Genomic DNA, 20,073 nt, shown 5'->3' with positions numbered 1-20,073 from the left:
ATCCTTTGACTTGCTTGTTGCCAAGTGAACACCCTGTAGCCACTATAGGGTCAAGCACCAAAATGAGGATTGGCAAACATGAAGATTGGCGAGCTGGCAAAACTCACCGACGCTCAGGTAGAAACCATCCGCTATTACGAGCGCGAGGGGCTGCTGCCGCCACCGGCGCGCAGCGAAGGCAACTACCGGCTCTACACCCAGGCCCATGTGGAGCGGCTGACGTTCATTCGTAACTGTCGTGGTCTGGACATGACGCTCGAAGAAATTCGCAGCCTGCTCAACCTGCGCGACAGCCCGCAAGGCCAGTGCGAGAGCGTCAATGCGCTGATCGACGAACACATCCAACACGTCAACAGCCGCATCGCCAGCCTGCAAGCCTTGCAAACACAGCTATTGGACCTGCGCGAGCGTTGCAGCGAAGGCGCACCGGATCATTGCGGGATTCTGGACAGGCTGGAGGTCAGCGGCGGCGTGGCTACGATGGAGTCAGAGCATTCCCATGTGGGCAGGAGTCATGGGCATTGAGGGGCGTTACAGAATTTGACGCAAGACCCTGGTAGAGCGAGCGGAATACAGTGCTGAATGACACACTGTATTCGCGGGCAAGCCTCGCTCCAACTGGGTTGTTTCAGACCGCCATCGGCGCGGTCATCGCCGGATGGTGCTCATAACCTTCCAGTGAAAAGTCCGAAGGTTCGATCTTTTCCAGCCATTCCGGCTCGTACACGCCGGTCTTGGCAAACTCCGGCACGCGATCGGAAATTACCAGTTTCGGCATCGGGAACGGCTCGCGGGTGAGCTGTTCGTTGAGCATGTCCAGGTGGTTTTCGTAGACATGGGCATCGCCGATGAAATACGTGAACCAGCGTGGCGTGTAACCCGTCAGGCGACCGATCAGGCTCAGCAGGGCCGCGCCCTCAGTCAGGTTGAACGGTGTGCCCAGGCCCAGATCATTGGAGCGGATGTACAGCGTCAGGGAGATCTCTTTGGTCTCCTGATTCGGGTGAAACTGATACAGCAGATGGCACGGCGGCAAGGCCATTTCGTCCAGTTGCGCGCAGTTCCAGCCGTGGAACAGGATCCGGCGGCTGCCAGGGTCCTTGATGATGGTATCGACGCATTGGCGAATCTGGTCGATGGCCTTGTACAGCACGACGTAGGCCTGACCGTCTTCTTCAGACTGGGCAATCTGCTGATAACCCTGGCTCAGCGCCAGCTCGATGGCGGCCGGGTTGCTCAGGTCGATACGCTTGTAGGCGGGCCACTTGCGCCATTGCACGCCGTAGATCTCGCCCAGGTCGTCGTCGCCCTTGCGGAACGGGTTATCCAGCCATTGGGCGTTTTCGTTGGCGTTCTGGTCCCAGACCTTGCAGCCCAGCTCGCGAAATTCGGCGGCATTGTTCACGCCGCGCAGGAAACCGACCATTTCACCAATCGCCGACTTGAAGGCCATGCGCCGCGTGGTGATCGCCGGAAAGCCTTCCTGCAGGTCATAGCGCAGCATCGCGCCGGGAAAGCTGATGGTCTTCACGCCCGTGCGGTTGGCTTGCAGCGTCCCGTTCTTGATGACGTGCGCGACCAGTTCCAGATATTGCTTCATAAATTACCTGCATCGATGAATCCGCCGGACAGTGGCGTCCGGCGTTTCGGTGTTATACCGCTGCGGTTTTGCCAGCAGCGCGATGGTACGCCAGCCAGATCAGCACGATACCGGCAATGATCATCGGCAGGCTCAGGATCTGCCCCATGGTGACCCAGCCCCAGGCCAGATAACCCAACTGCGCATCCGGGACGCGAACGAATTCGACGATGAACCGGAACAAGCCGTAGAACAACGCGAACATGCCGGAAATGGCCATGGTCGGGCGCGGTTTGCGGGAGAACAGGTAAAGGATGATGAATAACGCGACGCCTTCCAGCGCGAACTGATACAACTGCGAAGGATGGCGCGGCAGTTGTGCAGGATCGCTGAACGGCGGGAAGATCATGGCCCACGGCAAATCCGTCGGTTTGCCCCACAGTTCGGCGTTGATGAAGTTGCCGATCCGCCCGGCCCCCAGGCCGATCGGCACCAGCGGCGCGATGAAGTCCATCAGTTCGAAGAACGACTTGCCATTGCGTCGGCCAAACCACCAGGCCGCCAGCATCACGCCGACAAAGCCACCGTGGAACGCCATGCCGCCCTTCCAGACCTCGAAGATCAACAGCGGATTGGCGATGTACGCGGGCAGGTCATAAAACAACACGTAGCCCAGCCGCCCACCGACGATCACGCCCATGGCCAGCCAGAAAATCATGTCCGAGAGCTTTTCCTTGGTCCAGGTCGGATCAAAGCTGTTCAAGCGACGGGATGCCAGCAGCCACGCGCCGCCAATGCCGACCAGGTACATCAAGCCGTACCAGTGAATTTGCAACGGGCCAATGGCCACCGCTACCGGGTCAATCTGCGGGTAAGGCAGCATTGCGACTCCTTAAAAAAATCGAACGCTCTTGCGAGCAGCTAAACCAGAACACACTACAGCAGGAAACTTATACCCACGCTGAACGGAGAGCGGGCGAAATGAGAACGGCATGTTACCGGAGCATGCTCTTTGGCTCTACCTGCACGATGGCTGTCGGCCGAGTGGACCGGTAGAGTGAGGCTAAAAAGGAGTACCGCATGTGTCTGATCGTCTTTGCCTGGCGCCCTTTCCACGCCCAGCCGCTGATTGTCGCCGCCAATCGTGACGAATTTTATGCGCGCCCCGCGTTGCCGTTGGCGCAGTGGGCCCACGCGCCGCATGTCTATGCTGGCCGCGACCTGGAAGCCGGAGGCACCTGGCTGGGCGTCAGCGTCGACGGGCGTTTTGCGGCGCTGACCAATATTCGCGACCCGAATCAGCCGTTGGGCCGTCGCTCCCGAGGGGATCTGGTTGCGCAGTTTTTGACCGGCAAGACCACGATTGAAGATTATTTGTTCGAAGTGGCTGGCCGGGCAGACGAATACGGCGGTTTTAACCTGCTGGTCGGTGATGGGCGATCGTTGCATTACCTCAGTAGCGCAAACCCGGAACCGCAGCGGTTGGGCGAAGGCGTTTATGGCCTGTCGAACGCAGGCCTGGATACACCGTGGCCCAAGCTGGTCAAGGCCAAGGCGGCGTTGAGCGCCCAACTGGATGATCCACAGCCCTCTGCGCTACTGGCCTTGCTCAGCGATGCACAAACAGCGCCGGTCAGTGAATTGCCGGATACCGGCGTCAGCCTCGCCACGGAAACCCTGCTCTCCAGTATTTTCATCGCCAGCCCGACCTACGGCACACGCGCCAGCACCGCACTGATCGTCAATGCCGATGGCAGCCGACGCTTCGTCGAACACAGTTTTGGACCGTATGGCGGGAGATTGGGGGAGGTGGAATTCCAGCTGTGATCCATCGTTGGAGCGAGGCTTGCCCGCGAATCAGACACCGCGGTGGAACAATAGAACTAGCGCGTCATCGCTCTTCGCGGGCAAGCCTAGCTCCAACAGCGATTGCGCGAGATCAAGCTCAATGCCCCTTGACCGACCCTGGATTGATCATCCGCGACAGGCCCAGGTTACGCAGGGCCAGTTGCAGCGAGCTGCTGATGACTTGCGGGTTGTCGTTGGTCATTAACTGAGCCAGCAGTTCCTTGGCTTTGCTCAGGTTGATCTGGCGCAGCATCCACTTCACTTTCGGCAGGTTGGTGGCGTTCATCGACAGGCTGTCGAAGCCCATCGCCATCAGCAGCACCGCCGCAGCAGGATCACCCGCCATCTCGCCGCAGATGCTCACCGGCTTGCCTTCGGCATGGGCGTCGCGTACGACGTTCTGCAGGGCTTGCAGCACCGCCGGATGCAGGTAGTCGTAAAGGTCGGCCACTCGCGGATTGTTGCGGTCCACCGCCAGCAGGTACTGGGTCAAGTCGTTGGAACCCACCGACAGGAAGTCCACCTGACGCGCCAGGTCGCGGGTCTGGTAAACCGCCGCAGGCACTTCGATCATCACGCCAACGGGCGGCATCGGCACGTCGGTGCCTTCGTCGCGCACTTCGCCCCATGCCCGGTGGATCAGGTGCAAGGCTTCTTCCACTTCGTGGGTGCTGGAAATCATCGGCAGCAGAATTCGCAGGTTGTTCAGGCCTTCACTGGCCTTGAGCATCGCGCGGGTCTGCACCAGGAAGATTTCCGGGTGATCGAGGGTAACGCGAATGCCGCGCCAGCCCAGGAACGGGTTGTCTTCCTTGATCGGGAAGTAGGACAGCGCCTTGTCACCGCCAATGTCCAGGCTGCGCATGGTGACCGGCAGCGGGTGGAAGGCGGCCAGTTGTTCACGGTAGATCGCCAGCTGTTCCTTTTCGCTGGGGAAGCGCTGATTGATCATGAACGGCACTTCGGTGCGATACAGCCCCACGCCTTCGGCACCGCGCTGCTGAGCGCGCGCCACATCGGCCAGCAGACCGGTGTTGACCCATAACGGCATGCGATGGCCGTCCAGCGTCACACACGGCAGCTCGCGCAACGCGTCGAGGCCCTGGGAGAGCTGGCGCTCTTCCTCGACCACCTCGGCAAACTGCTTGCGCATGATATCGCTGGGGTTGGTGAACACTTCCCCGTGATAACCATCGACGATCAGTTCGATGCCGTCGACCTTGGAATACGGCAGGTCCACCACACCCATGACCGTCGGAATACCCATGGCGCGGGCCAGGATGGCGACGTGGGAGTTGCCGGAGCCGAGCACAGAAATCAGACCGACCAGCTTGCCTTCGGGCACTTCACCCAACATGGCGGGCGTGAGTTCTTCGCTGACCAGAATGGTGTTGTCGGGGTAAACCAGTGTCTGTTGCCGGGCCTCCTGAAGGTACGCCAGCAAACGACGGCCCAGGTCTTTCACATCGGACGCACGCTCACGCAGGTAGGCATCGTCCATCAACTCAAAGCGTTTGACGTGTTCGTTGACCACCGAGCGCAACGCGCCCTGGGCCCATTGGCCGGTCTTGATGACGTTGGTCACTTCGCTGCCCAAGGAGGCGTCGTCGAGCATCATCAGGTAAACATCGAACAGGGCCCGTTCTTCAGGCCTCAGTTGGGTCGCCAGCTTGGCGGACAAGGTACGCATGTCGCCGCGTACGCCTTCCAGGGCGTTCTGGAACAAGGCCAGCTCGGCGGCGATGTCAGTGACGGTCTTGTCCGGCACCACTTCCAGGTCCGCTGGCGGCAGCATGACCACAGCCACGCCCACGGCAGCACCGGGCGAACCGGCAACGCCGACGAATTTGGCTTCCTGAATCCCTTTGCCCTGACGACCCAGGCCACGGATCGAACCGGTGGCTTCGGCGTGGGCGATAACGCCAGCGAGCTGCGCGCTCATGGTGACGAGGAAGGCTTCTTCACCTTCGTCGAACTGACGGCGTTCTTTCTGCTGGATGACCAACACGCCGACGACGCGGCGGTGGTGAATGATGGGCGCCCCCAGAAAGGATGCAAAACGCTCTTCGCCGGTCTCGGCAAAGTAACGATAACGGGGGTGATCGGCGGCGTTTTCGAGGTTCAGCGGCTCTTCACGGGTGCCGACCAGACCGACCAGGCCCTCGTTGGGTGCCATGCTGACTTTGCCGATGGAACGCTTGTTCAGCCCCTCGGTCGCCATGAGCACGAAACGATTGGCTTCCGGGTCAAGCAAATAGACCGAACAGACCTGGCTGCCCATGGCCTCTTTGACGCGTAACACAATAATGCCCAACGCCGCCTTGAGATCCTTGGCGGAGTTTACTTCCTGGACGATCTTGCGCAGCGTATTGAGCATGGCTCGGGGTCGAACTCCGTGTCAGTCGCGCGATAAAAGGCGCGGGGCAAGCTCTTTGAGTGCGCGTCGGTAAACCTCGCGCTTGAATGTCACCACCTGACCCAGCGGATACCAATAACTGACCCAGCGCCAGCCATCGAACTCCGGTTTGCCGGTCAAATCCATCCGCACCCGCTGTTCGTTGGAGATCAGGCGCAGGAGAAACCATTTTTGCTTCTGGCCGATACACAGCGGTTGGCTGTGCGTCCTGACCAGCCGCTGCGGGAGACGATAACGCAACCAGCCGCGTGTGCAGGCCAGAATTTGTACGTCTTCGCGCTCAAGCCCGACTTCTTCATTCAATTCACGGTAAAGCGCGTCTTCCGGCGTTTCCTGAGGATTGATCCCGCCTTGCGGAAACTGCCAGGCATCTTGGTTAATACGCCGAGCCCATAGGACCTGGCCAGCATCGTTTGTCAGAATAATCCCGACATTTGGACGGAAACCATCGGGGTCGATCACGGCAACAACCTCGCAAACGCATGTCGCCGCATTGTTCCACAAAGGCGATCAAAGCAGCAACGAGCCTTAGCAGGTTATGTGAAGACTTGTGAAAACCTCGTATTCTTGGCCTCTTTTTTCAGCAATTTCAGCGGGTAACTGCATGCGTCTGGCTCTATTCGACCTCGACAACACACTTTTGGGCGGCGACAGCGATCACGCCTGGGGCGATTACCTGTGCGAGCGCGGCATCCTCGACGCCGTTGCCTACAAAGCGCGTAACGATGCGTTTTATCAGGATTACCTGGCCGGAACCCTGAATCTGACCGAATACCTGAACTTCAGCCTGGAAATTCTGGGCCGCACGGAAATGTCCCGGCTTGACGAGTGGCACCGTGATTTCATGCGCGACTGCATCGAGCCGATCATCCTGCCCAAGGCGCTGGAACTCATCGCCATGCATCGCGAAGCAGGCGACAAGCTGGTGGTGATCACCGCGACCAATCGTTTCGTCACCGCCCCAATCGTCGCCCGCCTGGGCATTGAAACCCTGCTGGCGACTGAGTGCGAGGTCATCGACGGGCGCTATACCGGTCGTACCACCGATATACCCTGCTTTCGTGAAGGCAAGGTGACGCGGCTCAACCGGTGGCTGGAAGAGAATCTGCTCAATCTCGACGACAGCTACTTTTACAGTGATTCACTCAACGACCTGCCGCTGCTGGAGCAAGTTGCCAACCCTGTGGCGGTGGACCCTGATGAAAAACTCCGCGTCGAGGCGCAGAACCGTGGTTGGCCGGTGATTACGTTGCGCGCGTAAGCATTCGCTCCAACAAGTCTTGCTAAACCGGTTTAGCGCCCATCAGGCCGGCAATAGCGATAAAGCACACGGCGCTGAAGATCGCCAGGACCAACGGAATTTTCGAGGGACCGGTGTCGGCGGCCGTGCGCAAGCGATTAAGGCGAGCCACCAGCCATGCCCAGCTCAACGTGCCAAGGGTATAGAGCACGCTGCTCGCCAACAGCCATGTCTGGCCCAACGACCAGCCGGCGTAATGCACCAGCCACCAGCCGCTGACCGGCATGATCAGCAGGCACAACCCCATCAGCAGCCAGATAAACAGCCACGGCCGTTGCAGCAGGCGGTTTTGAACGGTCGTGTCACCACTGCGCCGTTTTTTGATGACAACGCCGGCGAGGCCGACAGCGCTCAGCAGGAAAAGCACCGTCGCGACGACGTGGAGGATTTTGATCGTGGTGAAATGTTCCATTTTCGGCATGCTCCAGTGAAGTAGATGAAACTGAATTGACCCTCAATTCAACCCAGAAACAACTTGTAAGCCGGGTTCTCGCTCTCGTCCCAATACGGATAGCCGATCTCGGCCAGCGCCGCCGGAACCAGGTGCCGTTCGCCCTCGGGCACCACCAGGCCTGCCACGACCCGGCCATCTGCCGCGCCGTGGTTGCGGTAGTGGAACATCGAGATCGTCCACTGGCCGCCCAGCTTGTTGAGAAAGTTGAACAGCGCGCCCGGGCGTTCCGGGAATTCGAAGCGGAACACCACTTCATCGCTGACCCGCTCGGCATGGCCGCCCACCATGTGCCGGATGTGCAGCTTGGCCAGCTCGTTGTCGGTGAGGTCCAGCACCGGGAAACCCTGCTCGGTCAGGCTGGACACCAGCGCGGCGCGGGGATCGGTGTCGGGGTGGGTTTGCACGCCGACGAAGATGTGCGCCTCGCGGTCGGTGTGGTAACGGTAGTTGAATTCGGTGATCTGCCGCTTGCCGATGGCTTCGCAGAAGGCCTTGAAGCTGCCCGGCTGCTCGGGAATGGTCACGGCGATGATGGCTTCGCGGCCTTCGCCCAGTTCGGCGCGTTCGGCCACGTGGCGCAGGCGGTCGAAGTTGACGTTGGCCCCTGAATCAATGGCCACCAGGGTCTGGCCACTGACGCCGTAGTGCTCGACGTATTTCTTGATCCCGGCCACGCCCAACGCGCCCGCAGGCTCGGTGATGGAGCGGGTGTCGTCGTAGATGTCTTTGATGGCCGCGCAGATTTCGTCGGTGCTGACCGTGATCACTTCGTCCACGTAATCCTTGCAGACGTCAAAGGTGTGCTTGCCGATCTGCGCCACGGCCACGCCATCGGCAAACAGCCCGACCTGTTGCAACACCACGCGCTCGCCGTAGGCCATGGCCTGTTGCAGGCAGTTGGAGTCATCCGGTTCGACGCCGATCACCTTGATGTCCGGGCGCAGGTATTTCACGTAGGCCGCGATACCGGCAATCAGCCCGCCGCCGCCCACCGGCACAAAAATCGCGTCCAGCTGGCCCGGTTGCTGGCGCAGGATTTCCATGGCCACCGTGCCTTGCCCGGCGATGGTGTCCGGGTCGTCGTACGGGTGGATGTAGACGAAGCCCATTTCCTCCACCAGTTTCAGCGAGTAGGCCAGGGCTTCAGGGAACGAATCCCCGTGCAGCACCACTTTGCCACCCCGGGAGCGCACGCCTTCGATCTTGATCTCGGGTGTGGTCTTGGGCATCACGATAGTGGCTTGAACGCCCAGGGTTTTCGCCGCCAGGGCCAGGCCCTGGGCATGATTGCCCGCCGAAGCCGTGACCACGCCACGGGCCAGCTCTTCAGGGCTCAACTGCGCCAGCTTGTTGTACGCGCCACGAATCTTGAACGAGAACACCGGCTGCAAATCTTCGCGCTTGAGCAGCACCTGATTGCCCAAGCGTTCGGACAACTGACGAGCGCCTTGCAGCGGGGTTTCCACGGCCACGTCATACACGCGGGAGGTGAGGATTTTCTTGACGTACTGTTCAAGCATCGGGGAAACATCACTGGCGTAAAGGGCAAGGTCTGGAAGTCTACCCTTCACCCTTGGGGACGACCACACGAATGACGGGGTTTTACGGGCAGCATGCCGCTATAATGCTGGCCCTCACGAATCGCTAGCCCTGTAGCTTTCAAAGCCAAGGCACCCATGGAGCCCCGCATGACTCAGGATCAACTCAAACAAGCAGTGGCCCAGGCCGCCGTGGACTTCATCCTCCCGAAACTGGACGACAAAAGCGTCATCGGCGTCGGCACCGGCTCCACCGCCAACTGTTTCATTGATGCACTGGCTCAACATAAAGGTGCCTTCGATGGCGCAGTCGCCAGTTCAGAAGCCACTGCGGCCCGCCTGAAAGGCCACGGTATTCCGGTCTATGAACTCAATACCGTCAGCGATCTGGAGTTCTACATCGACGGAGCCGATGAAAGTGACGAGCACCTGCACCTGATCAAAGGCGGCGGCGCGGCGTTGACCCGCGAGAAAATCGTTGCAGCCGTGGCCAAGACCTTCATCTGTATCGCGGATGCCAGCAAGCTGGTGCCGGTATTGGGCGCTTTCCCGCTGCCCGTGGAAGTGATCCCCATGGCCCGCAGCCACGTGGCCCGCCAACTGGTGAAGCTGGGCGGCGATCCGGTGTATCGCGAAGGCGTGCTGACCGACAATGGCAATATCATCCTTGATGTGTTCAACATGAACATCGTCAATCCGGTTGAACTGGAAAGCCAGATCAATGCCATCGTCGGCGTAGTCACCAACGGCTTGTTCGCCGCACGTCCGGCCGACCTGCTGCTGCTGGGCACCCCGGAAGGCGTGAAAACCCTGACTCGCTGACGCTTTTTTCGCCCTGCCGCCTTGCCCACGCTTGCAGGCGGCAGGCTCGACACTTCCAACATCCCTCCAGTTGCAAACGTACGGAAGCCCTGTCTCCGGCAAAAGCCGAGGCAATGCGTCCGGCCGACAATACCGTCACTTTTATGCCCAGTTTTCGCACCTAATGTGCGCGCAGCGCGTTGACGCTGCTTTGTAACAGAGCCGATACCAACAGAACACGATTCAGATACGTACAGTGATGCGACGCTGGCTTAGCGCAACGCGTCAATCACCGGCACGTGGTCGCAACAGGCCCGCATCGTGCAATGCGTCCCGACTTCCAAATCCAACTAAAGGAAGTTGTTGTGATAAAGCCACTCGCCCTCGCTGTCAGCGTCGCAAGCCTGATGCTCTCGCCTCTCACTCAAGCGTACGAGTTTGGGGAACATGCCGCACAAACCCTGGACAGCCTGATTCACGACTATCCCGGCCGCTACCGAGGCACCGCCAACTTTGCAGGCGCTGCGGATTTGATGCAGAGCCAGATGGGCAGCAGTTACGCCATCACGCGCCAGGACTTCACCTGGAATAACGGCAGCAGAAGCTCACAAAACGTCGTCGCCTTCGCACCCGGCACCACCTCCAAATACGTTGTCGTGGGAGCGCACTTTGATACGTTCTTTGGCCGCCCAACCCTTCAGGGTCTGGACGACAACGGCTCAGGCGCCAGCGTACTGACCGAGCTGGCGCGCAACCTCGACGGGCTGAAACTGGAAAACGGCCTGCAAGTGGTCGGGTTCGGGGCGGAAGAAGAAGGCTTGCGCGGGTCCACTGCTTTTGTGCAGTCGCTCAATGCCAGCCAGCGCGCCAACATGCTCGCCATGATCAACCTGGACAGCCTGATTACCGGCGACATGATGTACGCCCACGCCGGGCAGAACAGCGTCGCCAATCCTGCATTGGACGCACTGCGTCAGCACACTTTCGCCATTGCCAAGGAGTTGGGCATCAGTCTGTTCAGCAATCCGGGGCTCAACGAGGAGTATCCGGTCAACACCGGGTGCTGCAGCGACGGCGAAGCCTTCGAAGCCTTGAATGTGCCGATTCTCTATGTGGAGGCCACCAACTGGGATATCGGCGACCTGGATGGCTACGAGCAGACCACCAATCCGGCGATTCCTGGCGGTTCCACGTGGCACGACCCGCTGGAAGACAACGAAACCGTCCTCAAGAATGCCTTTGGCCAGGAACGCATTGATCAACGCCTGCGCGATTATTCCCGACTTCTCAGTCGCCTGTTGCTGGAGCTGACCAACGCCGACCTGCTGGCGTCCACTGCATCGGCGGGTTCCATGGCCCGGGACCAACAGGACAGCCTGCAACGCATGCATCAGGCGCAGGTTCGGCTGCATGACCGGCGCTGGTTGAACCTGCAAGCCTTGAGCCGTGAAGTCGGGACGTTTGACGGCGAGATCGGCGTCGATGGCGAGTACTCACCGGACAGCGGCTTCGACAAAGCGCCCAACCCCGAAGCGCAACGCATGGGCGTCCACGCACTGGGCGACTACCAGATCAGTTCGGCCCTCAACGTCGGTGCCAGCCTGAGCTATCAGAAGGGTCGAGACGATCTGGAGCATGGCGGCAAGGTCGACAACGACACCTGGCAACTGGGCGTTTACGCGCTCCTGAACGACGGCGGCCCGCAATGGCTGGCGGGGGATGTGAATGTCGGTCATACCCGCTTTGACACCCGTCGAAATCTGATCATCCAGGCCAATGGCGGCCCCGTGCTGCTCAGCCAGCGCCTGTCCGGCGACACCGATGCAATCACCTGGGGCGCCCGCGTGCTGGGCGGCTACGATTTCGACTTGGGCACCCTCAAGAGCGGACCGTTCGCGGGCCTGGACTATAGCCACTACCGCATCGACAAATTCCACGAAGACGAAAACCTGCGCACCGCTCAACGCTATGAAGAACAGAAGTTCGATTCGCTTGAAGCCAGTGCCGGGTGGCGCGTACGCGGCAACGTTGACCTGCCCCACGCCATGAATCTGATGCCTTACGGCAACATTGCCTGGGTCAAGGAACTCGGCGACGGCCGCCTGGAAAACATTGATCTGGTGAGCAAGGCGGACGGTGCAGTCCGCCGCGCAGAGCTGGGCTCGGTGGACACCAGCTTCGCCCGCACCCAGTTAGGCGCGCAGTTGGCGCTCACGCCGGCACTGGGCATCTACGCTGAAGTGAACAGCCGTCTGGCCCATAGCGAAGGCAGCCAGACCGGTTATTCCATCGGGGCGCAGTGGATGTTCTAAAACGCAGGGACGCCGACCGATTACTCGGTCGGCTTCTTGAACACATAAAACAGATTCGGCTCGCTGACCACATACAACGTGCCGTCATCGCCCATGGCAATGCCCTCGGCTTGCGGCACACTCTTGCGCAAGCCCATCTGGCCGCGGCTCAGGGACACATTGCCCACCGGCCGACCTTCGGTGTCGAGCTCAAGAATCTGCCGGGACTCATCCGATAGCGCCAGCAAATGCCCACTGCGTTCATCGAATTGCAGGCTAGAGAGATCCCGCACGAACAACCCCGCATCACGCCGGGCATTGGAGGCCACTTCGATGGTCCTCGGCGTATCCGTGCTGAGGTGAGGGAAACCGCGCACTTCGATAATCTGAACCGGGTTGCGCTCCTTGGCGACAAACAGCCGCTGGCCCTTGGTGTCGTAGGCAAGCCCCTCGAAACCGCTGTTACCCCCCGCATCGATGCCCAGGGTCAGTTGCTCAGCGTCCGTAGCATCAAGAAAAAGCGTGTCATCGTCCACGCGCACCTTGATCAGCCGCTGCTGATATTCGTCGCTGATCACGTAGGTGCCGGGGCTGATGTACTCCACCGCCTCGGCGTCGCCAAAACCGGTCAACGGGATGCGTCGTAAAATCCGGCCATCAAGGCTCAGCTCGACCATCTCGGCGTTTTTGTTGGTCACGGTAAACAGGGTTTTGCGGTCAGGATCGTAGCTGAGGGCAGAAACATCATCATCAAGCCCGACAATGGGCTGCGCCTCGATGCTCACGCGATAGTCGCCAAGCCCCAAGACCTCAACATCACTGGATTGCCACAGCACCTGCCAGTTGAACCAGACACGCTCCATCAGTCGATACTCGCGTCCCACAAAAAACACGAGCAACGCCAGCAGAATCAAGACCGGATAGAGAATTTTTGCAGTGAAGAAGCGGCGCATTCGAGCGACTCAGGAACCAGACGGGCAGCATCAATACCATGAATAACTGAATTAAAGCTTAACTGCGCCGAGCCGCTCCCCCAATTAATTGTGGGCTGCTCGCTGCAACGGATGTTCAGGTCATCCTCACTGCTTTTTGAACGAATAAAACAGATTTGGCTCGCTGACCATGTACAGGTTGCCGCTTTCATCGAACGCCACACCTTCTGCACGGGGGATGGTTTTGTTCAGGCCGTTGAAACCACCCAACAAGGCCATGAAGCTGACCTGATCGCCCTTTTCGTCCAGCTCCAGCAGCAAGTGTGAATCGGACGACATCGCCAGGGTGTGGCCGGTACGAGGCTCGACCGTCAGCGCCGACAGATTGCGCATGTCCAGTTCGAGTCCTGCGACTTTCTGTTTGGCGCCCTTGAGCACCTCACTGCCATCGCTTTTCCAGGCGAACACAGCTGCGGGACGCTCTTCCCCCAGCAGGATTTGCTGGCGACGCGGGTCCCAGGCGACGCCTTCGAAGCCTTTATTCTGGTTTTTGGACGGGCCCAGGTCGTACTTGGGGAAGTCGGCGATATTCAACGCCGTGGTCTGCGGTGTGATCTTCACGATACTCAACAGATGTTCGCGCTCATCGGTGATGGCCATCAATCCGTTCTCCAGCACCGCGATGCCCTCAGGATTGCTCCAGCCCACCAGCGCAATCTTGCGCAGCACATCGCCCTTGAGCGACAGCTCGACGAGGAAAGGGTTTTTGCCCATGACGGAAAACAGGGTTTTGGTCAGAGGGTTGTAAGCCAGGTCAGACGCTTCATCCTTTTCCATGCCGGGCAGCAGTTTGGCATCGATGTCGACGTGATAAGCCGGCAGCCACACACTGGCAGCGCGCTCCGCCGGGCTTGCCATCAGCTCCTCGACCCACAACACCCCACGATCATCCCAATGCAGCAGGAACGCTACGCCGTAGCCGATCGCCACAATCAACAGCGCCCACACATACCCACGCACGCGCGCCAATGGGCCTTTTGGTTTGTTCAGCGATAGAGTACGGGTGGTCATCAAGACATTCCTGAGCAGATAAGCCATCTGATAGCGCAATGCCCCCAAAGAAGGGCCGAGGCCGAATTATCCAGATCAATTGTGAAAAAAACGCCAATTGCGTTGATCGGAGCTGATCGTGCAAAAAAAGCCGCCTGCGGGGGCTTCGCAGGCGGCTTTTCAGATCAGGCCGGACTCACCGAACGCTGCTTTCGAATCGGCTGTGACCGGTCAATTCCAGCACCAGTTCGTCACCGGCCTGGAACGGGCCTACGCCTGCTGGCGTGCCGGTCATGATCAGGTCACCCGCTTGCAGCGAGAAGCAGGCCGCCATGTGCTGGATCATCGGCACAATGGGATTAAGCATCGAGCTGCTGTTACCGTCCTGACGCACTTCGCCATTGATGGTCAGACGAATGCCGATGTCAGTCAGGTCGCTGTAGGTTTCAGCCGGAACGAAAGGTGCGATGACCGCCGCGCCGTCGAACGACTTGGCCAACTCCCAGGGCAGACCTTTTTCTTTCAACTTCGACTGCAAGTCACGCAACGTCAGGTCCAGACCCGGCGCAATGCCGGAAATGGCATCCAGGACTTCTTCGCGGGTCGGGTTCTTGGTCAGTGGTTTGCCGATCAGTACGACGATCTCGGCTTCGTAGTGCACCGAACCGCGATCTGTGGGAAGGGTGATACCGCCTTCCAGCGGGACTACGCAACTGCCGGGCTTGATGAACAACAGCGGCTCAGTCGGCACCGGATTATCCAGTTCCTTGGCGTGCTCGGCGTAGTTACGGCCGATGCAGACCACTTTGCCCATGGGAAAGTGGATGCTGGTTCCGTCGGTGTACTTGTGCTGATAGCTCATGACTGCTCCTGGCGCTGATCGTTGTAGGTGTTGCCACTATAGATAGCGGTGGCCATTTAAACAGCGAAGATTTTTCCCGGGTTCATGATGCCGTTGGGGTCGAATACGGCTTTGACGGCCTTCATGTACTCGATCTCGACCGGCGACCGGCTGTAGGTCAGGTAATCGCGTTTGGTCATGCCCACGCCATGCTCGGCGGAGATCGAGCCGTCGTACTTCTGCACGATCTCGAACACCCACTTGTTGACCGTCGCGCACTTGGCGAAGAACTCGTCCTTGCTCAGGTTTTCCGGCTTGAGGATATTGAGGTGCAGGTTGCCGTCGCCAATGTGACCGAACCAGACGATTTCGAAATCCGGGTAATGTTCGCCGACGATGGCGTCCACTTCGGCCAGGAACGCGGGGACTTTTGACACGGTCACCGAAATGTCGTTCTTGTAGGGCGTGAAGTGGGAGATGGTTTCCGAGATGTATTCGCGCAGCTTCCACAGGTTTTGCAGTTGCTGATCGCTCTGACTCATCACGCCGTCCAGCACCCAGCCCTGCTCGACACAGTGTTCGAAGGTGGCGAGCGCATCGTTGGCGACTTCTTCGGTGGTGGCTTCGAATTCCAGCAGTGCATAGAAGGGGCAATCGGTCTCGAACGGCGACGGCACATCGCCGCGGGCCATGACTTTGGCCAGGGCCTTGTCGGAGAAAAACTCGAAAGCGGTCAGATCCAGCTTGCTCTGGAAAGCATGCAGCACCGGCATGATGGCGTCGAAATCGGTGGTGCCCAGCACCATCGCCGTGAGGTTCTTCGGCGCTCGATCCAGGCGCATGGTGGCTTCGACGACAAAACCCAGGGTGCCTTCAGCGCCGATGAACAGCTGACGCATGTCGTAGCCGGTGGCGTTTTTGATCAGGTCCTTGTTGAGTTCAAGGATATCGCCTTTGCCCGTGACAACTTTCAGGCCCGCGACCCAGTTGCGGGTCATGCCGTAGCGAATGACCTTGATCCCGCCGGCATTGGTGCCGATATTGCCGCCAATCTGGCTGGAGCCGGACGATGCGAAGTCCACCGGGTAATACAGGCCGTTGTCCTCAGCGAGGTTTTGCAACTGCTTGGTGACCACACCCGGCTGGCAACGGGCCGTGCGGTCAGTCAGGTTCAATTCCAGGACCTGATTCATGTAATCGAACGACACCACCACCTCGCCATTGGCGGCCACCGCCGCAGCGGAAAGCCCGGTCCGGCCGCCCGAAGGCACCAGTGCAACGTGGTGTGTGTTGGCCCAAAGGACGATGGCCTGAACCTGCTCGATGGTTTTGGGAAAAACGATGGCCGTCGGCGCGGGGGCGAAATGCTTGGTCCAATCCTTGCCATAGGCCTCAAGGGAGTCGGCATCGGTCAGCACTTTGCCAGGCTCAACCAGGGTCTTCAGCTCATCTATCAGCGCAGGATGGGTCATCGACGGAACTCTCGAACAATTCATGGTCATCCTGAGAACGCTTCACGTCCAGGAATGGGGTTTCGCGGGGTGCATATGCTAGCATACGCCCCCCGCTAATCGAGCTTTCGGGCCGATAATGCGGCGGTTTCACTTCCTGCCATTTTTCTCCGGGACACAGGTTTAAGCAGATGAGCAAGACTTCCCTCGACAAGAGCAAGATCAAGTTCCTTCTTCTCGAAGGCGTCCATCAATCCGCTGTGGACGTCCTCAAGGCAGCCGGTTACACCAACATCGAGTACCACACCAAGTCTCTGCCTGAAGCCGAACTGAAAGAAAAGATCGCCGACGCTCACTTCATCGGCATCCGTTCCCGCACCCAACTGACTGAAGAGCTGTTCGACAACGCCAAGAAACTGGTCGCGGTCGGCTGCTTCTGCATCGGTACCAACCAGGTCGACCTGAACGCAGCCCGCGAGCGCGGCATTGCCGTGTTCAACGCGCCGTACTCCAACACCCGTTCGGTTGCCGAACTGGTATTGGCCGAAGCGATCCTGCTGTTGCGCGGTATCCCGGAGAAAAATGCGTCCTGCCATCGTGGTGGCTGGATCAAAAGTGCGGCCAACTCCTTCGAAATTCGCGGCAAAAAGCTCGGCATCATCGGCTACGGTTCCATCGGCACCCAGCTTTCCGTGCTGGCCGAAGGCCTCGGCATGCAGGTTTTCTTTTACGACACGCTGACCAAGCTGCCGCTGGGCAACGCGACCCAGGTCGCCAGCCTGAACGATCTGCTGGGCATGTCCGATATCGTGACCCTGCACGTCCCGGAAACCTCTGAAACCCAGTGGATGATCGGCGAGAAAGAAATCCGCGCCATGAAAAAGGGCAGCATCCTGATCAACGCGGCGCGTGGCACTGTCGTTGAACTGGACGCCCTGGCGGATGCCATCAAGGACAAGCACCTGATCGGCGCGGCCATCGACGTGTTCCCGGTTGAGCCTCGCTCCAACGACGACATCTTCGAAAGCCCGCTGCGTGGCCTGGATAACGTGATCCTGACCCCGCACATCGGTGGTTCCACCGCCGAAGCCCAGGCCAACATCGGTCTGGAAGTGGCAGAGAAGCTGGTCAAGTACAGCGACAACGGTACGTCGGTGTCGTCGGTCAACTTCCCGGAAGTGGCGCTGCCGGCCCACCCTGGCAAGCACCGCCTGCTGCACATCCACGAGAACATTCCGGGTGTGATGAGCGAGATCAACAAGGTGTTCGCCGAAAACGGCATCAACATCTCCGGTCAGTTCCTGCAGACCAACGAGAAAGTCGGTTACGTGGTCATCGACGTCGATGCCGAATACTCCGATCTGGCGCAGGAAAAACTGCAGCACATCAAAGGCACCATCCGTAGCCGCGTGTTGTTCTAAGCGTTCGGCGTTAACAAAAAAGGAGACCTTCGGGTCTCCTTTTTTAATGCCCGAGGCTTGCCCGCGAAACAGGCGCCTCGGTGGACCAGGCCCACCGCGTTATCGTTCTTCGCGGGCAAGCCTCGCTCCAACGTGGGAACGCTGTCGCGGCAGAGATGTGACAATCTTGAACGCAAAGCCCGTTGGAGCGCGGCTTGCCCGCGAAGGCCGGTACATTCAACCGAGGTTGCGGAGCATGAACCCCTTCGCGGGCAAGCTTCCAACAATGGGTCGTATTTCTCTGTGGAGTGCAGTAAGCCTCGCTTACTTCACATTGACCGTAATCGGCCTGGACTCAACCGAAGGATTGAGCGGGACGTGGTTTTTGTCGCCGACGATCAATTGCAGCGTATGCCGACCTGGCGGCAGGGTGACTTCGGTTTCGGTCTGGCCTTTGCCGAAGTGGCGGATGTTATCGCTTACCGGCAGCGGCGCGTTCAGGTCGGGCTGGTCCTTCACGTCGATCAACAAATGGTGATGCCCGGTATCGGGAACGTCCACACCCGCTGGCGCAACGCCCATGCCCTTGAGGCCAAACTGAACCTTGAAGGTGCCCGGAACGGTGGCGCCGTCCTTGGGTGAAATTATGTAAACCTCGGCGCCAGCCGGCGAAGCTGTGCGCGGGACGTCAGCGGCGTTGGCGATGCAAGCGGCGCTCAGCAAGAGGCCCGCGATGGCAGTTTTTACGAACAGGGTTTTCATGTTTTCTCCGGTTTTTTTTATAAGCCTCAGCCATCGGACCGCACATTCGAGGCTTCGACTCAAGCCGCGCAAGACTCAGGCAGGGTTTCCTAACCATAGCGCGGCACCGGAGGGGTGTCGGAATCAAAGTGGCTTTATGTCAAAGATTTCATGTTGCAGACCCGCATCAAACCCCGCCCAGGCGCCATGCCGCCAGTCCGAGAATCGCCCAGCCAATCAGAAACGCCAACCCGCCAAACGGCGTAATGATCCCCAGCTTGCCGATGCCGGTGAGTGTCAGCAGGTACAGGCTGCCGGAGAACAACAGAATGCCGATGGCGAACGAATAACCGGCAAGGGTCACCAGGCGGCCGGGGATCTGCGCCGCGAGCACCGCCACGCCCAGCAATGCCAGGGCATGCACCAGTTGATACAGCACGCCGGTATGGAAGATCGCCAGGTATTCGGCGCTCAGGCGGTTTTTCAGGCCATGGGCGGCAAATGCACCCAGGCCCACGCCGGTAAAACCAAAAAAGGCGGCAAACATTAAAAAGGTACGAAGCATCAGGAACTCCAGTCAAAAATCGTCCAAAGGCGCACGGTCTGTATAATGGCCCGCTCAACAGGTTCGGCCAAGCCATCTCTATGCTGCGTTTAATTGTGCAACGGTTCATCAAAGGTCTGCTCTGGTTTGCAGCAGGCAGCGTCGTTCTGGTGTTGATCTTCCGTTTCGTGCCGCCTCCCGGCACGGCGTTGATGGTTGAGCGCAAGGTGGAATCCTGGTTCGACGGTCAGCCTATCGACCTGCAACGTGATTGGGAGCCTTGGGAAAAAATCTCCGACAACCTGAAGATTGCGGTGATCGCCGGCGAAGACCAGAAATTCGCGGAACATTGGGGGTTCGACGTCGCCGCCATTCAGGCCGCCATCAACCACAACGAACTGGGCGGTTCCATCCGTGGTGCCAGCACGCTGAGCCAGCAAGTGTCGAAAAACCTGTTCCTGTGGTCCGGCCGCAGCTATCTACGCAAGGGCCTCGAAGCCTGGTTCACCCTGTTGATCGAGGTGCTGTGGTCCAAGGAACGGATTCTTGAGGTGTACCTGAACAGTGTCGAATGGGACGACGGCGTATTCGGCGCTCAGGCCGCCGCGCAGCATCACTTCGGTATCAATGCCAGTGCGTTGTCGGTCCAGCAGGCGAGCTATCTGGCCGCCGTACTGCCCAACCCCCGCAAATGGAGTGCAAGCCGCCCCAGCAGCTACGTGCTGCGGCGTGCCAGCTGGATACGCCAGCAGATGCGCCAGTTGGGTGGCGATGAGTATTTGAGCGGGTTGAATCATAGCCGAACGTTTTAAGCCAAAGCCCCGCTCCAACGAAAAACGCCGCCCAATAAAAAACGCCCCATCGGGGCGTTTTTTTGTTCGGTTACC

Annotated in this window: 19 protein-coding genes; 7 read left to right on the top strand and 12 right to left on the bottom strand. The window is 59.3% G+C overall.

All coding sequences use genetic code 11. From position 1 onward, the window contains the following. Positions 1 to 78: 78 nt before the first annotated feature. Complete coding sequence (gene cadR, locus ACP7B0_RS15275; RefSeq protein ID WP_426142244.1) at positions 79 to 525, top strand: Cd(II)/Pb(II)-responsive transcriptional regulator; 447 nt, start codon at positions 79 to 81, stop codon at positions 523 to 525. Between the two features lie 103 nt (positions 526 to 628). On the opposite strand, the gene ACP7B0_RS15270 is transcribed toward cadR, so the two are convergent. Both ACP7B0_RS15270 and lgt read right to left on the bottom strand, forming a co-directional pair. Further along, positions 629 to 1,600, bottom strand: coding sequence for a thymidylate synthase (locus tag ACP7B0_RS15270; RefSeq protein ID WP_426142243.1), 972 nt, complete (start codon positions 1,598 to 1,600; stop codon positions 629 to 631). A gap of 52 nt (positions 1,601 to 1,652) precedes the next feature. Continuing rightward, positions 1,653 to 2,462: a prolipoprotein diacylglyceryl transferase gene (gene lgt / locus ACP7B0_RS15265; RefSeq protein WP_426142242.1), complete on the bottom strand. Its 810-nt coding sequence runs from the start codon at positions 2,460 to 2,462 to the stop codon at positions 1,653 to 1,655. Between the two features lie 197 nt (positions 2,463 to 2,659). Here lgt and ACP7B0_RS15260 point away from each other — a divergent pair, with 197 nt between their 5' ends. Next, on the top strand, positions 2,660 to 3,406 hold the full coding sequence (locus ACP7B0_RS15260; protein WP_426142241.1) for an NRDE family protein: 747 nt from the start codon (positions 2,660 to 2,662) through the stop codon (positions 3,404 to 3,406). Positions 3,407 to 3,524: 118 nt separating this feature from the next. Here ACP7B0_RS15260 and ptsP read toward each other — a convergent pair whose 3' ends face one another. Next, positions 3,525 to 5,804: a phosphoenolpyruvate--protein phosphotransferase gene (gene ptsP, locus ACP7B0_RS15255; RefSeq protein WP_426142240.1), complete on the bottom strand. Its 2,280-nt coding sequence runs from the start codon at positions 5,802 to 5,804 to the stop codon at positions 3,525 to 3,527. A gap of 21 nt (positions 5,805 to 5,825) precedes the next feature. Then, positions 5,826 to 6,305, bottom strand: a complete 480-nt coding sequence (locus ACP7B0_RS15250) for an RNA pyrophosphohydrolase (RefSeq protein ID WP_426142384.1) — start codon at positions 6,303 to 6,305, stop codon at positions 5,826 to 5,828. 142 nt (positions 6,306 to 6,447) lie between these two features. On the opposite strand from ACP7B0_RS15250, the gene ACP7B0_RS15245 reads away from it, so the two are divergent. After that, entirely contained in the window at positions 6,448 to 7,104 is a 657-nt protein-coding gene (locus ACP7B0_RS15245) for an HAD family hydrolase (RefSeq protein WP_426142239.1), read from the top strand. A gap of 22 nt (positions 7,105 to 7,126) precedes the next feature. Here ACP7B0_RS15245 and ACP7B0_RS15240 read toward each other — a convergent pair whose 3' ends face one another. Both ACP7B0_RS15240 and ilvA read right to left on the bottom strand, forming a co-directional pair. Further along, positions 7,127 to 7,555, bottom strand: coding sequence for a DUF2269 domain-containing protein (locus ACP7B0_RS15240; protein ID WP_426142238.1), 429 nt, complete (start codon positions 7,553 to 7,555; stop codon positions 7,127 to 7,129). 47 nt (positions 7,556 to 7,602) lie between these two features. After that, positions 7,603 to 9,117 (bottom strand): threonine ammonia-lyase, biosynthetic, encoded by a 1,515-nt coding sequence (gene ilvA / locus ACP7B0_RS15235; protein WP_426142237.1) that lies wholly within the window; start codon positions 9,115 to 9,117, stop codon positions 7,603 to 7,605. A gap of 168 nt (positions 9,118 to 9,285) precedes the next feature. On the opposite strand from ilvA, the gene rpiA reads away from it, so the two are divergent. Next, a complete protein-coding gene (rpiA, locus tag ACP7B0_RS15230) occupies positions 9,286 to 9,957 on the top strand; it encodes a ribose-5-phosphate isomerase RpiA (RefSeq protein WP_426142236.1) in 672 nt (223 codons plus the stop codon). Between the two features lie 344 nt (positions 9,958 to 10,301). Further along, positions 10,302 to 12,248, top strand: a complete 1,947-nt coding sequence (locus tag ACP7B0_RS15225) for an autotransporter domain-containing protein (protein ID WP_426142235.1) — start codon at positions 10,302 to 10,304, stop codon at positions 12,246 to 12,248. A 20-nt stretch (positions 12,249 to 12,268) separates the two neighbouring features. Here the strand turns inward: ACP7B0_RS15225 and ACP7B0_RS15220 are convergent, their stop codons facing one another. From ACP7B0_RS15220 to ACP7B0_RS15205, 4 genes are all read right to left on the bottom strand, one after another. Beyond that, positions 12,269 to 13,180, bottom strand: coding sequence for an SdiA-regulated domain-containing protein (locus ACP7B0_RS15220; protein ID WP_426142234.1), 912 nt, complete (start codon positions 13,178 to 13,180; stop codon positions 12,269 to 12,271). 126 nt (positions 13,181 to 13,306) lie between these two features. Next, entirely contained in the window at positions 13,307 to 14,230 is a 924-nt protein-coding gene (locus ACP7B0_RS15215) for an SdiA-regulated domain-containing protein (RefSeq protein ID WP_426142233.1), read from the bottom strand. Positions 14,231 to 14,405: 175 nt separating this feature from the next. Next, positions 14,406 to 15,071: a fumarylacetoacetate hydrolase family protein gene (locus ACP7B0_RS15210; protein ID WP_426142232.1), complete on the bottom strand. Its 666-nt coding sequence runs from the start codon at positions 15,069 to 15,071 to the stop codon at positions 14,406 to 14,408. A 56-nt stretch (positions 15,072 to 15,127) separates the two neighbouring features. Next, on the bottom strand, positions 15,128 to 16,522 hold the full coding sequence (locus tag ACP7B0_RS15205) for an FAD-binding oxidoreductase (RefSeq protein WP_426142383.1): 1,395 nt from the start codon (positions 16,520 to 16,522) through the stop codon (positions 15,128 to 15,130). Between the two features lie 170 nt (positions 16,523 to 16,692). On the opposite strand from ACP7B0_RS15205, the gene serA reads away from it, so the two are divergent. Next, a complete protein-coding gene (serA, locus tag ACP7B0_RS15200; protein WP_426142231.1) occupies positions 16,693 to 17,922 on the top strand; it encodes a phosphoglycerate dehydrogenase in 1,230 nt (409 codons plus the stop codon). 303 nt (positions 17,923 to 18,225) lie between these two features. Here serA and ACP7B0_RS15195 read toward each other — a convergent pair whose 3' ends face one another. Both ACP7B0_RS15195 and ACP7B0_RS15190 read right to left on the bottom strand, forming a co-directional pair. Then, the gene (locus ACP7B0_RS15195) at positions 18,226 to 18,663 is read right to left on the bottom strand and encodes a DUF4399 domain-containing protein (protein ID WP_426142230.1); all 438 of its coding nucleotides are present in this window, start codon (positions 18,661 to 18,663) and stop codon (positions 18,226 to 18,228) included. Positions 18,664 to 18,829: 166 nt separating this feature from the next. Next, on the bottom strand, positions 18,830 to 19,207 hold the full coding sequence (locus tag ACP7B0_RS15190) for a DUF423 domain-containing protein (protein WP_426142229.1): 378 nt from the start codon (positions 19,205 to 19,207) through the stop codon (positions 18,830 to 18,832). 80 nt (positions 19,208 to 19,287) lie between these two features. On the opposite strand from ACP7B0_RS15190, the gene mtgA reads away from it, so the two are divergent. Then, positions 19,288 to 19,998 carry a monofunctional biosynthetic peptidoglycan transglycosylase gene (mtgA, locus tag ACP7B0_RS15185; RefSeq protein WP_426142228.1) on the top strand — a complete coding sequence of 237 codons (711 nt, stop codon included), beginning with the start codon at positions 19,288 to 19,290 and terminating at the stop codon, positions 19,996 to 19,998. Positions 19,999 to 20,073: the final 75 nt, after the last annotated feature.

The organism is Pseudomonas sp. DWP3-1-2, assembly GCF_049896285.1.
Taxonomy (GTDB): domain Bacteria; phylum Pseudomonadota; class Gammaproteobacteria; order Pseudomonadales; family Pseudomonadaceae; genus Aquipseudomonas.
Note: the sequence above shows the minus strand (reverse complement) of the source record. Positions and strands in the feature narration are given on the sequence as shown.